Below are 13,559 nucleotides of genomic sequence, written 5' to 3'. Positions count from 1 at the left end.
GCGTTAAGGGTTCAGCGGTGGAAGCGGTTGAGCCTGCGATTGTGGTGTTTCTGCAAGTTCCTTCATGGCCGAAATTGCAGCGGACCAATCCGGTGTTTTCTGATTGGTATCAGATGCATACCGTGCACAGCCAATCCTTGCCAACTGTGCCTCAAGTTCCCGATACCCTTGTGGATCACTGCTGCGGGTTTTCCAGGTTTCCAGCGCTGAATAAGCTGCGGAAATATCATGGGCCTTTAGCGCGCGTTGCAATTCCGCCAGAGCAAATGCAGGCGATGCGCGATATGCTTGGTGCCGCGCGTCTTTCCAAGTGCGAAAGCGCGGTGTGCCCCAACGCAAAGACGCCCAAAAAACAATTGCCGCCAATCCCAACCAAAGCGCATATTCAACCATCCTGTCCGTCGACAGAGGGTTCGACCTGGGCGCGGTGAGCGTCAGATCCACACCCGGTACTTCAACTGTCTCGACCGCGTCAGTTGACAGATTGAACCACTGGATGGACACGGGCGGCAGCTGCGCTTGGCCGCCATCTTGGGCAAGGTACACTACCTCGTCGACCCGTTGGCCGGACAGAATACTTCGATCCTCGGTTTCAGTTAAGCGTGGTTCCTTGGGGTAAGGGCGCAGCAGAGGTTCTTGATATTTAGGAATAAGTTTCGGAATAAGGATCGGGCTGGTGCCGGTTATACGCGCTGTTAACCGCCGTGTAATCGCATCTCCGGCCTGCATCTCAGTCACGCCCTCAACCTCTTGCTCCAATTCAAAACCCGTCGCGATGATCAGAGGGTTCAGATTGGCTGCACCGTCTGGGACAACAGCATTGATTGCGATCGGTGAAAGCGGGACCGAGACTTGTATTGGAGCATTCGTTTCAGGGTCGGCAAACGTCACCTTCATGTCGGTGACGCCAAGGCTGATTTGCCCGGCAAGCAGAGGGTAAATGCGATAGCTGCGCTGAACCCCGGACCATGTTTCACCGTTCACGGGCTCACTGACGGGACCTGATGCGCGTTCAGGAAGCCGGACCAACAGGTTTTCCTGTTCCAATGACGGGAAGACGGGAGGAGACGGCATGAACGTAGGAACCAGTACCTTGATGCGCACGATCCCCGGTTGCCCCACGATCACGTTTTCGGTCGGCGTCTCCACCGTCACTTGAGGTTGGATTGCAGTTGTTCCTTGCGAAAGCACTGCGCTGGGTAACAAAAGCAGCAGGAGGAGAAGGCGCTTCATTGCGTTCGCTCCTGATTTTCCAACAAGAACCGATTGCGCAGAAAGTCCTGCATGTCTGTGTCGATGGCGCTGATCCATTGATCCGCGGAAAGGGGCTGGCTGCCGTCGGTTTGGGCTTGAATGGTTGTGTTTTCGCCCCGACCTGCGTCGTTGTCGAATACGGTGTCATCCGCGCCGATACCTGCCTCTTCACCGGTATCAGATTGTTCGCGAGTGGTTTCAACATAGTCCAAAATGGCCGTGGCAACTTCAAGATTATGTTGCGCATCCGGCCAGTTAGGGCGACGCTCTAACGCAGTTTCAAAGGCCGAAATAGCTGGTCTGTATTCCCGGTTTCGGATGCGTGCCATTCCCTCGGCGAAGGCTGCTTCAGGCGTTTTAAGTTCCGCAAAGATCGCCGCGGCCTCGGGGTATTGGCCTGCTTTTAGACGAGCGTAACCTTCGTGATATGGGTCTTCGAACAACTCTGCCGCATCAGCAAAGCGCTTTTGGTTCATGGCGATCTGGCCCTGTTGGTCGGGCGTCAGGAACCAATCGCGCCATCCGTCGGCATTGGCCGGGCCAGACGGTTGAACAAGGAATAGCCCCAGCATGGCCCACCGGATAACCCAACCCCGCCTGAACCAAAGAAGGGACAACAGCGCAGCTGGCCAGGCCAGAATCCACCCTCGGTCTTGCCAATCAAGCCGGTCCTCGTCATCCAGAGCATCGACATAAGCTGTCTGTATTTGCCTCAGCAGTCGCGTGACATCCCGGTCATCAGTTGAAAACGGGACCACTTCGGCGTTTTTCAGGGTGTTGAGCTGAACGATTTCCTGGCTGTCAGGCAGCATAGTCAGAAAAAACATCTGCGATGACGCGGTTTCGAATTCTGGAATCTGCGAGGGGTCTAGATCATCCAGAACAAACAGCACTGCGCCTGGTGTCTGACTTTCATCCAAGATGCTTTGCGCCAGTACTAAAGCGTCTCCTGCGGCATCTCCGGACTTTGGCATCACGGCAGGGGTCAGGCCCTCCAGCAATGGACGCAAGATGTTCGCATCCTCGGTCAGCGGTGCAACTCGGTGAGATGAGCCTGCATAGGCAATCAAAGCGGTCTGTGCGCCAGACCGTGCGTCGATGATATCGGTGATCTTAAATTTCGCCCGTTGCAGGCGCGACGGGGTCAGATCGGTCTCTTCCATGCTGTCGGTAACTTTCAAGGCGATCACCAAGGGGGCCGTATCCGCGATCAGAGGGTTGGCCGCCCGCGTCCAGGTCGGACCAGCAGCGGCCAGCGTGAGTAGAACGGCGACTGTCATGGCAACGTCGATCGGATAGATCCGGCGGTTTGCTTCGGCACCTAACAAAAGTGCTTTAGCCAAATGAGGAGCTATACCAGCAGGCAGGTCAGATAGCCCCTTGTGTTTCGGGCGGATCGCCCACCACAGCACTGCGATTGGGATTAGGAATAGAAGGTAAATTACTCTGATAAAATGAAATTCAGTCACAGCGTCGATCATGTCGCTCTCCTGTGACGTTGTGCGAAATGAAAGCCGGTCGAACTGCAAAGAAAAACGATCAGCGCCATCAGCAACGGGTAATGCGTCAGGCTTTCGCGTGGGCGGTAGCTTTGGGTTTCGACAATTCTGGGGTTTTGTTCATCAATTCGCTGGTATGTGTCGCTCAGCGCGGCCTGATCGTTGGCAAAGAAATACTCGCCACCAGTACGATCCGCGATGGCTTGCAGCGCTTCCAGATCCACACGGTCTTCGCCAGTGGCGTCAGGATCACCAACGCCGATGGTATAAATGACCACACCATTATCCGCAGCGATGGCTGCAGCGTTGGCGGGCGTCATGCGGCTGGACGTATCCGCGCCGTCGCTGAGTACAATCATCAAACGCTGATCTACCTCGCTTGAGTCAAAGATACGTATTCCAAGCCCGATCGCATCACCCAAAGCCGTATTCGGACCCGCCATGCCGACTTGAGTTTGATCCAGGAACCCATTCAAACTATTAAGGTCTTCGGTAAATGGTGCCTGTACGAAGGCGCGGGTACCAAAGATAATAAGCGCCATCCGGTCACCCTGACGCTCGGCAATAAATGCGCGCAACACGTCTTTGACAGCAGCAAGGCGCTGCTTGGGCGTTCCATCTGTGGATTGGAAGTCGCGCTGATCCATCGACCCTGAGATGTCGAGAGCCAACACAACGTCCCGCGCAGATTTTTCGACTACAATAGGATCAGCCAGTTTTTCAGGACGAGCAAGGGCTGTAACAAGCAGCAGCCAGATCAAAGTGGCCACGAATGCTTGCAGCATTGACCGCTGTGAGATCATAGACCCCGATTGCGGATCAGCCCCTGCAGCCTCGGCGACATGGCGAAAAAACGGGATGCGAATTGCGCTGGTCTGTTCGCGATGCGGTGGAACAAACCAATAGACCAACAGCGGCAAGGGCAACATCAGAAAAACCCAGGGCGCGGCGAATGAAATCATCTGCGCCCTCCTTCAGGTTTGTGGCTTTGTATCCAGACCCGTGCCATATGTGACAGTTCCGGGCTTGATGGGCTTAATCTGTAGGGCCCTTCGAGTAGTAGGCGAGACGCCGGGGAGGAAACCGGCATTTTTTCAGCAGTTTGCTGCAGAAAGTTTAGCCACTCTTGCCCATGCAAACTGGCAACCTTCGCGCGTGGATATGCAACAAGTGCCGTACGGCGTAAAATCTCTGCGACTTTTGCGGGGTCATCGTTCGCGGCTTGTAGATCGGCAAGTGCGGCGCGTCGGTATGCGTTGGATCGCTGATGTCCGCGAAACAAATGAAATCCCACAACAATGACTGCCATTACAACGACTGCAAGAGCCAGCCAACCCCAGGTCTGCGGTGTCATTGGAATTGGTTCAGGCACGGGCGCGGGCACCAGCATGTCGAGCAGCTCGACCAGGGATTTGCCGTCCACCTCGACGCTCATGCCCGTCCTCCGGGATGGCCGAACAATTTCAGCAATTGATCAAGGGCTGGCTCGGACGTTGTCAGCGGGACAATCGGGAAGCCATAGCGCCGTGACCAGAGTTGCAATTGCGCCAACCTATTATCCATTGCAGCCTTGATACGGCTGGACAGGTCCGGGTCGGAACTGTCGAGCTCGATTTGTTTCGTCCCATCCGAAACTGTCATCTTCAAGCCTGCGGTCAGTTGATGCGCACTAGGGTCGGAAATATTGAACAGAATAAGGTCGTTGGATTGCGCTAAGCGGCTCAGCAGGCGTTCTGATGCCCTGTCCAGACCATCGAAATCCGAAAACACACAGATCAACGCGTTGGTATGTGCAATACCGACTGCCTGTCTCAGCACGTCATTCAGCGCGATGGTCGGTTTGGGACGCAAGGACGCGTTCAAATCGCCATTCAACGCAGCGACCGACGATAAGAACCGCGTTAAGGCAGCAGCGCGGCGTTGCGGGCGGTGTTCGGCCAGATCAGTGTCGCCGAAGACGATGCCGCCGACACGGTCACCTTGCGACAGGACGCGATGGGCCGCAATCGCGGCGGCCTCGGCGGCGATGACTGATTTCATATACACTTCGGTACCGAAAAACATCGAAACGCGTTGATCAACCAGCAGCAGGGCAGGGCGATCCCGTTCTTCGGTATAGACCCTAACATGAGGTTTTCCGGTGCGCGCCGTCACTTTCCAGTCGATAGTCCTTATGTCATCGCCGGGGAGATAGCCGCGCAATTCTTCGAAATTCAGACCGCGCCCTCGCAGCCGCGACGCATGACGGCCATTCAGGATTGAACGCGCTGGTTGTCTCGGCAAAAGGCTGAGCGCGCGCGACTTCGCGCCAAGCCGCAACAGGTGTTGGGCATCCACATGAATGCGTGGGTCATTAGGATATGTGGCGGTCTGGGCCACGAACTTCTCTCCGATCAATCAGGGCAGCGCCACTAGGCGCAGGATTTCCGTTATCACGTCATCCGGTGTTTTGGCGCTTCCTTGCGCTTCAAAGCTAAGCGTGATGCGGTGGCGGAACACGTCGTGGGCAACGGCGCGAATATCCGCGGGGTCCACATAATCGCGTTCATTCATCCAGGCATGCGCGCGTCCGCACTTGTCCAGCGCAAGCGAGGCGCGCGGACTGGCACCAATTTCAATCCAACTGGCCAGTTCATCGCTGAACTTCTCGGGTGTGCGGGTCGCCTGCACCAAATCAGCCATGTATCGATCCATTGCGTCGGACACATGAATTTTCCCTATCTCGAGCCGTGCCTGAAAAACGGCGTCTTGCGGGATCGGGGTTCGGGTCTTTCTGAATACGCCGGTCCCGGCGGCGACCTCTTCACCGCGCACCAGCCGTATAACCTCTACCTCGTCTTCGACCGGGGGGTAGGTGATCTGAACGTGCATCAGGAACCGATCCATCTGCGCTTCGGGCAGGGGATAAGTGCCCTCTTGCTCAATCGGGTTTTGCGTAGCCATCACGATGAACAAAGGCTCCATTTTGTGTGTGGTGCCTGAAACGGTGACTTGCCGTTCCTCCATCGCCTCCAACAGCGCGGCTTGGACTTTGGCAGGCGCGCGGTTGATTTCATCGGCCAGCACGATGTTGGCAAAGATCGGGCCAGGATCGAACCGGAACGTGCCGCCGTCACTGGTTTGTTGGAATACTTCGGTGCCGGTTACGTCGGATGGCAGCAGATCTGGTGTGAATTGTATCCGGCTGAATTCTGCATCAAGATTGCGCGCCATGGCTTTGACCGCACGAGTTTTTGCCAGACCCGGCAGACCTTCGATCAATAGGTTTCCGTTCGCCAGCAATCCAATTAGCAGCCGGTCAATTACCTCGACTTGCCCGATAATTGACTTGCCCATGCGAGCTTTGAGATCATTTATCTGATTAAGTGCATTCATTTATTTGGTCCAATCGTGGCCAGATGTCAGAAAAAGACATATCAGGTCTGCGCCGAAGCGGAATGGTCAGGAATATTTAATAATGATCGAAGGTTAGCAGCGTTATCGCCACCAATCCACTATGAAATCCGGGCCGCTAATTGTTGCAGGTCGTTCTGCAATTCGGGGCGAATATCGCCGTGGTTCGGCGTGTCGCACAAGCTTTCGAACCAGTGTCGCGGAGGGCGTTTTCCAGCCGCGCGGCTCCAGGTCAGGTCACCCAGCACCGATCGCGCTTTGGCATTTAGTGTCTCGGGTATGTCGATCTTGTTCAGAGTCGCCCAAACGCCGCTCCACAGCCGTGCGACGGACCAGGGGTTATATCCGCCACCACCCAGGACCAACAGTCGGGGCGCCATTTCGCGCAAGTTGGCAACAGCCCGCCAGTGGGCGTTGTTCGTTAAAGTCAGACGCGACAGCGGGTCCTCGGCCACGGCATCCGCGCCGCATTGCATTACGATGGCCTGTGGTCGAAATGATGCGGTCGCGGGTAGGATAAGTTGATCAAGAATGGCATCGAATTCGTCATCATTGAGGTTTCGCCCAACTGGAAGGTTGAACGCCGCCCCACCTGCGTTGTCGGTCAAAGTTCCGCTGAACGGCCAACGCCGCGCTTCGTGAACCGAGATCATGCGAACCTTAGTTGAACCGCGAAAGGCGGCCTCGACCCCGTCGCAATGATGCGCATCGATATCAACATAGACGATCCGGTCGAGGCCGTTCTTCAGCAAGGTCAGGATCGCCAAAACCGGGTCGTTCAGATAACAAAACCCGTTGGCGCGGTCCGGCAGGCCGTGATGTGTGCCGCCGGCCGGGCTATAGACGATGCCTCCATCACGGACCAGCTCTGCCCCCAACATTGACCCACCAGCGGCGGTTGCGGGACGTCTGTACATTTCGGTGAATACTGGGTTCGACAATGTGCCCAGCGCGTATTTCGCCCGCGTTTCATCCGATACGGCCTGATCACGCTCAGCCTGTTGCAACGCTTCGATATAATCAGGTGTATGAAATGCGTGAAGTGCAGCAGGTTTTGCGCACGGGCTGACGCGATAGTTCGAACTCGTCAACCACCCTAGCGCCCGGCACAGATCCATGACGGTAGACACGCGCGGAATGGCCAGCGGGTGTTTTGAACCATAGGTCGAGCTGCGATAGGTCTCGGATCCGATGAACAGGGGCGCAGGCATCGTCTAGCTAGCGACACCATGGCGGATGTCTTCCCCCAGCCTTCCGTCCAGAGACATCAGGATCGCAATCGGACGCAGGGCCGGAATATGGCTAAAGACGATCAGGATACAAACGGTGAGCGGCACGCTGAGGAACGCCCCGATCAAACCCCAGATCGTGGTCCAGAACATCAGCGCCAGAATGACCAGAAAGGTGGACATGTTCAGCGAACGTCCCAGCAGCGCGGGGTCCAGAAAGTTGCCGATCAGGAATTGAAGCGTGCCGCAGCCCAAGATGATCATCAGGAATGGTCCGATGCTTTCAAACTGCACTAACGCGATCAGGGATGGGAAGATCACCGCGATGATCGAGCCGATGGACGGGATGAAGTTCAGCGCGAAGGTCAGGACGGCCCAGGTCTCGGCGAATTCCAGTCCAAGTATCTTGAAGACTGAGTAGCTGATGCTTGCTGTGATCAGGCTGATCAGTGTTTTCACCCCGACATAGCGTTGCAGGCTGAACGAGATCGCATCCAGAATGGCAGCGAATTCGATACCCGTTTTGGGATCGCCCGCGGCCAGTTGAATCTTTTTGCGAAAGGCCAATCGTTCGGCCATCAGGAAGGCGACATAAAGGCTGATCAGGAAAAACTGGTTCAGCAGGGATGTAGCGCTGCCCAACAGAACGCGCGCGATATAAGACATGTCGATGTTGATCAGGTTGTCGCGGATAAATGTGGTCACGTCATTGCCAACCCAACCGGTGACGCGGTTGACCGTCTCGTCGAACTGGTTTTCGTAAGTGCCGATCGTGCGGGCGAATTGGGTGGCCTGACTGCCCAAAATATACATGATCACGAACAACCCGGCCAAAACGACGGTGACACCGGCCAAATTGGCCAACCACACCGGCATTCGGGTCAGGGCGATGATCCGGTCGCTCAGTGCGATGATCAGGACATTGACCAGCAAGGCCATTGTCAGCGGGATCAGAAACGCGGAACCAGCGTATAGCCCCAGCACCAGCAGCGTTGCCACAATCGACACGTCGCGCACAACGGAAAGCTTCAGCTTTGTCGGTGTTGTGGTTTCGTCATTGTCCAGTGTCATAGCTTGGCCTGTCTCGGGAACTGTCCTTGGCGCGTATAGCGATCCTGCACAGCAGAGCCGGATTATGCAATGCGTCCAAACCTTTGTCTGAGATTATTTGGGTAGTTCGCGGGATTGCCGGTTCTTTGGGTGCCACAGGCAGGTTAGGCTTTGGGAATGAACGCGCGTGTGATTCCTTATTTGAGCCGACCGGTTCGGGCACTTTGGGTGGCTATTGTCCGCTTTGACGCCAAGAACGGCTTCGTCATGAGCAGCCATGTCGCCATGTCTCTAATGTTGGCGCTTTTTCCGTTTGCCCTGTTTACCGTGGCTTTGGCAGGTTCACTGTCACAGGATTACGTCACCGACGAATTGATCGAGCTGATTTTTGGTGCCTGGCCAAAAGATGTGGCCGGGCCGATTGTGGCTGAACTGCGCTCGGTCCTGACGGAATCCGGTTCAGGGGTAATCACTTTGGGCGGTTTGCTGGCGGTGTTTTTTGCCTCAAACGGGGTATTGGCCGTGCGCAAGGCCATGAATCAAGCCTATCACGACCACGACAGCTGGCCGTTTTGGAAAACGCGGCTGTTGTGTCTGGGGCTGGTGATTGTTGGTGGTCTTACAATCATGATCATAGCGGCGGTCGAAGTGGTTCTGCCAGTCTATACGCAGTTGGTGTCCGAGAAGACGGATGTGAACGTGTCCGATTGGTTGTCGGTGGATCGTCTGCGCTGGACTTTCACGGTAGCCGTTCCCGCAGGTGTTGTTGTCCTGGCACATCTGGTCTTGCCAACGGGACGGCACAAGCTGCGCCAGATTCTGCCGGGCGTTGTGCTGACGCTTGCCCTTTGGGCTGCGGGTGGTTGGGGGTTTTCGGTTTATATCGCGCAGTTCGCCTCATACAGCGCTACCTACGCAGGTCTGGCCGGGGCGATGGCCGCGCTGATCTTTCTGTATCTGTGTGCCGCGATGCTGATCCTGGGCGCCGAATACAACGGGGCGTTGATGGATATGCAGGATGAACTGGGCGGGCAGGCGGCGTGAGAACAGCAATTTTTCTTTTCGGGCTGCTGGCACCGTTATTCGCATTTGCTCAATCGCCCGAGTATGTCGGCTCGGACCAATGTATCGCGTGCCACAAGGCTGAGGCCGAGGCCTGGTCTGCATCCCATCACGCTTTGGCCTGGACAAAATTAGAAGATGGGCACGTCGCGGCTGATTTTGATGATACGCGGGTTGATCATGATGGCATGTCGACAGAGTTCAGTCAGACAGGCGATACGTTGCAGGCCCGCGTGACCGAAAAGGATGGCACTACAACCCTCTACGATCTGCATTCGGTGGTCGGTATTGAACCGTTGCAGCAATACTTGTTCGAAACCGAATCCGGTCGTTTGCAGAGTTTCGATGTGGTTTGGGATACGGACGAACAACGCTGGTATCACCTCTACCCCGATCAGGATCTTCCGCCGGATGATGGGTTGCACTGGACCGGACCATATAAAAATTGGAATGCCCGGTGCGCCGAATGCCACGCGACAGGGTTTGAAAAGAATTACGATGGGCAGACCCGCAATTACAGCTCAGTTCAGGCTGAGATTGGGGTCGGGTGCGAGGCCTGCCATGGCCCATCCTCGGCCCATATCGACTGGACGCAAGGAAAAAACATCAGCGCTGATCTGAGCGCGTTTGGGTTCACCATGGATTGGGGAAAAGGCCAGACTGAGGTGGAAATCCAGCAATGCGCCGGTTGCCATTCCCGGCGTGAAGCACACGGCGATGGAAACCCGGTGCCGGGAACGCCCTATCATGACGCTTATAACCTGTCGGTGCTACGCCCAGGCCTCTATCACCCTGACGGCCAGATTTTGGACGAAGTCTATGTCTACGGTTCATTCCTGCAGTCCAAGATGTATGCACAGGGCGTCGGGTGCATGAATTGCCATGACCCGCACAGTGCCGAACTGAAAGCCGAAGGCAATGGCGTGTGTACCCAGTGCCATTCCCCGGCGGGAAATCCAGTTTTCCCGACCCTGACGGCCAAAGATTACGATACACCGGCGCATCATCATCACCCGGACGACAGCGCAGGCGCCCAGTGCGTATCCTGTCATATGATCGAGCGGGTATATATGGGTGTCGATTGGCGACGCGATCACAGCTTTCGCATCCCGCGCCCTGATCTGGGGTTGGGGCAGGACGCCTGTACCGATTGCCACCAATCCGAAGATCAAGCCTGGGCCGCGGGAAAAATCCAAGGGTGGTTTCCTGACTCCACCCAACGTCGTGAGCATTTCGGGACGACGTTTCAGGTTGCTCTGACCGGGCAGGCTGACGGGCCAGAGGCTTTGCTGGAAATAGCGACTGACCCGAACATGGCTGGCATCGTGCGCGCCACGGCGGCGTATCTGCTGCAGCCCTTCGCGTCGCCCGAGGTTGCGGCAAAAACGGCACCATTGTTGTCGGACACTAACCCCTTAGTGCGCGCCAACGCAGCACCGTTGCAACGTGAGGCAGCGCTGCCGGACCGGGTGGGGCGGTTGGAACCGTTGCTTTCTGACCCGATGCGCAACGTGCGTATTTCGGCAGCCAAAGAGTTCCTGAACATTCCGGCTCAGGCGCTGACGCCAGATCAGCAAACACAAGTGGCGCAGAGCATGGCCGAATGGCAGGGTGCAATCGGGAACCGGCTGGATTTCCCTGAAACCCATCTTGTTTTGGGTGGAATGGCGTTGACGTTCCGCAACGCACCTGCGGCTGAGCTAGCCTTTCGCGAAGTTGTCACCCTTGACCCACAGCGCGCCGAGGCCTGGCCAATGTTGGTGCAGTTGGCGCAGATTAATCGTGGGCCACAGGCCGCGCGCACCGTACTGCAAGAGGGGCTAGACATACTGCCTAAAGATCCGGGATTGCTGCAGCTCAAGGCTCAGCTGACCCCGTAAACCGGCATGGCGTGGCCCGGATTTTGCCACGTTCCCGACTAATTATTGGGTTAACCATGGGTCAAGCTAGAAACACCGCCAGACCCTAAGGTGACCCATGTCTGACAAACCGGTTCACACATCGCAGCTGCAAAATCCTTTGTCCCTGGGCCAGAGGATCGCTGAACTGCAGGCGAGAAAGCCAGAATATATCAACCATGGCGAAGCCCTGCTGTTGCAAAGCACAGCTGCCGCGTCGCTGCGCGAGCAATTCCTGACCGGTGATCGAAGCTGGCTTGATGATTAAGTCAGCCGCGGAATCCCGTGGCGACAACAAATTTCTCGGAACTGTCAGACCGTGACGCAGGGGGCTTTACGTTTGCCACCTTTTCGAACTTTTGCTTCAACAACTTTTGCAGATCGCCCTCGGCCCCCCCGGCCAGAACCTTGGCGACAAACGTGCCGCCTTCTTCCAGCACGTCGAAGGCAAAATAGGCCGCGGTTTCGCACAGGGCCATGATCCGTAGGTGATCGGTTTGCTTATGCCCGGACGACGACGCCGCCATATCGGACATCACGACATCTGCCTTGCCGCCCAGCCAGGCTTTGACCATTTCGTCGGCATCGTCTTCCATGAAGTCCAGCACATGCGCCTCGGCACCTGCGACCGGTTCAACCTCTTGTAAGTCGACGCCCAGAACGGTTCCAATCCGTTTGCCAGATCGCTCGCCCAGCGCATTGACGCGTTTAACGGCTACCTGCAGCCAGCCACCGGGCGCACAACCCAGATCGACCACGCGCGCACCGGGAACGAGAAAGCGGAACTTGTCATCCAGTTCCAAAATCTTATAGGCCGCACGTCCGCGATAGCCATCCGCTTGCGCGCGCTTCACATACGGGTCGTTCAACTGCCGCTCAAGCCAACGGGTCGAGCTGAGCTTGCGCCCGCGCGCAGTCTTGACCTTGACCTTCAGGTCGCGCTGTCCGCGACCCGAGTTGTTTTTGCCACTTGGTGTCTTCGCCATTAGAACGGTCCGTCTTCCAATACACCGTCCGCACTCATCTGCGCATAAAGCAGGCCTTCGCGCAGCCCACGATCCGCCACGGAAAGGCGGTCAGTGGGCCAGCAGCGAAGCAATGCCTGCAAAATGGCTGAGCCGGACATGATCAGGGCCTGCCGGTCATCGCCGATACGCGGATCTCGCCGCCGCCCCAGTGGGCCGAGTTCTAAGTATCCCCGTATGACTTTGTCAATCTGATCGCTGGTCATGCGCAAACCGTCCACTTTGGTCCGGTCATAACGCTTTAGCCCCAGATGCGAGGCGGCCACGGTCGTTACCGTGCCGCTAGTACCGACAATCTGAAACCCTTCGCGGGCCTGTTCGTCCTTGTAAGGGGCAAAATCGGCCAGGTTTTCTTCAAAAAACCAGCTCATCAGCGCGAAACGAGCCGAGTCGTCTTCGACATCATTGAACTGGTCACGCAGAGTGGCCACCCCCAACGGAACGCTGATCCAATCCACCACTTTTGCTGCCGGGAAAGGGCTATCGGCTGTATGAAACCCGTGGTGCAGCCGCATAATCGCCGCCGGACGATCCCGACGCGGTACGGAAGAGACGTCGATCCACACCAACTCGGTCGAACCGCCGCCGATATCTACGACCAATAGCTGTTCGGTCTTGGTCGACACCAGCGGCGCACACGAGATCACGGCCAGGCGGGCCTCTTCCTCGGGCTGGATGATTTCCAGAGTCAGGCCAGTTTCGCGTTTTACCTGCCGGATGAAGTCGCGAGAATTCTTGGCGCGCCGACAGGCCTCGGTCGCGACCAGGCGCATCCGTTTGACCTTGTTTCGCTTCAGTTTCTGCTGACAGATGCGCAGTGCCTGAATGGTGCGCGCCATCGACGACCGAGACAGCCGTCCGGTCCGTTCCAGCCCCGCGCCCAGTTGCACGGATTTGGAAAAGCTGTCTACCACATGAAACCCGCTACCCTTGGGTTGGGCTATCAACATGCGGCAGCTATTTGTTCCCAGATCCAGCGCCGCATATAACGCATCTGGATCGGGTCTTGCCGGCGCGGGGCTTTCGACCGCCTTGGGGAACGCGCCCGCACCTTTGGGACGCTTGGGCGCCATCTTCAACGCCCTCCGATTTTCGAGTTACCCCGACCATAGGTCGGCCAAATGTTTCGTGCAAGACGCTCATTAAAGT

General features: G+C 56.7%; 13 protein-coding genes. 3 read left to right on the top strand and 10 right to left on the bottom strand.

Translation table 11 applies throughout. From position 1 onward, the window contains the following. Positions 1 to 3: 3 nt before the first annotated feature. The 8 genes from ACR0B0_RS05270 to ACR0B0_RS05235 all read right to left on the bottom strand — a co-directional run bounded on the left by ACR0B0_RS05270 (position 4) and on the right by ACR0B0_RS05235 (position 8,446). Complete coding sequence (locus tag ACR0B0_RS05270) at positions 4 to 1,233, bottom strand: hypothetical protein (RefSeq protein WP_480646709.1); 1,230 nt, start codon at positions 1,231 to 1,233, stop codon at positions 4 to 6. Continuing rightward, on the bottom strand, positions 1,230 to 2,735 hold the full coding sequence (locus ACR0B0_RS05265) for a VWA domain-containing protein (protein WP_480646707.1): 1,506 nt from the start codon (positions 2,733 to 2,735) through the stop codon (positions 1,230 to 1,232). The genes ACR0B0_RS05270 and ACR0B0_RS05265 overlap by 4 nt, the downstream gene beginning before the upstream one ends. After that, positions 2,732 to 3,715 (bottom strand): vWA domain-containing protein, encoded by a 984-nt coding sequence (locus tag ACR0B0_RS05260; RefSeq protein ID WP_480646705.1) that lies wholly within the window; start codon positions 3,713 to 3,715, stop codon positions 2,732 to 2,734. Before ACR0B0_RS05260 ends, ACR0B0_RS05265 begins: the two co-directional genes overlap by 4 nt. After that, entirely contained in the window at positions 3,712 to 4,188 is a 477-nt protein-coding gene (locus ACR0B0_RS05255; protein ID WP_480646702.1) for a DUF4381 domain-containing protein, read from the bottom strand. The genes ACR0B0_RS05260 and ACR0B0_RS05255 overlap by 4 nt, the downstream gene beginning before the upstream one ends. After that, the gene (locus ACR0B0_RS05250; protein ID WP_480646700.1) at positions 4,185 to 5,132 is read right to left on the bottom strand and encodes a DUF58 domain-containing protein; all 948 of its coding nucleotides are present in this window, start codon (positions 5,130 to 5,132) and stop codon (positions 4,185 to 4,187) included. The genes ACR0B0_RS05255 and ACR0B0_RS05250 overlap by 4 nt, the downstream gene beginning before the upstream one ends. A gap of 18 nt (positions 5,133 to 5,150) precedes the next feature. Then, the gene (locus ACR0B0_RS05245; RefSeq protein WP_480646699.1) at positions 5,151 to 6,128 is read right to left on the bottom strand and encodes an AAA family ATPase; all 978 of its coding nucleotides are present in this window, start codon (positions 6,126 to 6,128) and stop codon (positions 5,151 to 5,153) included. 119 nt (positions 6,129 to 6,247) lie between these two features. Then, positions 6,248 to 7,357 carry an acetoin utilization protein AcuC gene (locus ACR0B0_RS05240; protein WP_480646696.1) on the bottom strand — a complete coding sequence of 370 codons (1,110 nt, stop codon included), beginning with the start codon at positions 7,355 to 7,357 and terminating at the stop codon, positions 6,248 to 6,250. A gap of 3 nt (positions 7,358 to 7,360) precedes the next feature. After that, positions 7,361 to 8,446, bottom strand: a complete 1,086-nt coding sequence (locus ACR0B0_RS05235; RefSeq protein ID WP_170514300.1) for an AI-2E family transporter — start codon at positions 8,444 to 8,446, stop codon at positions 7,361 to 7,363. A gap of 156 nt (positions 8,447 to 8,602) precedes the next feature. On the opposite strand from ACR0B0_RS05235, the gene ACR0B0_RS05230 reads away from it, so the two are divergent. The 3 genes from ACR0B0_RS05230 (at position 8,603) to ACR0B0_RS05220 (ending at position 11,653) form a co-directional block, all read left to right on the top strand. Then, the gene (locus ACR0B0_RS05230; protein ID WP_170348778.1) at positions 8,603 to 9,469 is read left to right on the top strand and encodes a YihY/virulence factor BrkB family protein; all 867 of its coding nucleotides are present in this window, start codon (positions 8,603 to 8,605) and stop codon (positions 9,467 to 9,469) included. Continuing rightward, a complete protein-coding gene (locus tag ACR0B0_RS05225; RefSeq protein WP_480646694.1) occupies positions 9,466 to 11,367 on the top strand; it encodes a multiheme c-type cytochrome in 1,902 nt (633 codons plus the stop codon). Before ACR0B0_RS05230 ends, ACR0B0_RS05225 begins: the two co-directional genes overlap by 4 nt. 97 nt (positions 11,368 to 11,464) lie before the next feature. Further along, positions 11,465 to 11,653, top strand: a complete 189-nt coding sequence (locus ACR0B0_RS05220; protein WP_170348776.1) for a hypothetical protein — start codon at positions 11,465 to 11,467, stop codon at positions 11,651 to 11,653. Position 11,654: 1 nt separating this feature from the next. Here ACR0B0_RS05220 and ACR0B0_RS05215 read toward each other — a convergent pair whose 3' ends face one another. Beyond that, a complete protein-coding gene (locus ACR0B0_RS05215) occupies positions 11,655 to 12,371 on the bottom strand; it encodes an RlmE family RNA methyltransferase (RefSeq protein ID WP_170348775.1) in 717 nt (238 codons plus the stop codon). Next, positions 12,371 to 13,483 (bottom strand): Ppx/GppA phosphatase family protein, encoded by a 1,113-nt coding sequence (locus tag ACR0B0_RS05210; protein ID WP_170358558.1) that lies wholly within the window; start codon positions 13,481 to 13,483, stop codon positions 12,371 to 12,373. Before ACR0B0_RS05210 ends, ACR0B0_RS05215 begins: the two co-directional genes overlap by 1 nt. Between the last annotated feature and the right edge of the window lie 76 nt (positions 13,484 to 13,559).

It is taken from the genome of Ruegeria sp. BA12, assembly GCF_056539625.1.
The sequence above is the reverse complement of the archived record's forward strand: the minus strand, read 5'-3'. Positions and strand labels throughout refer to the sequence as shown.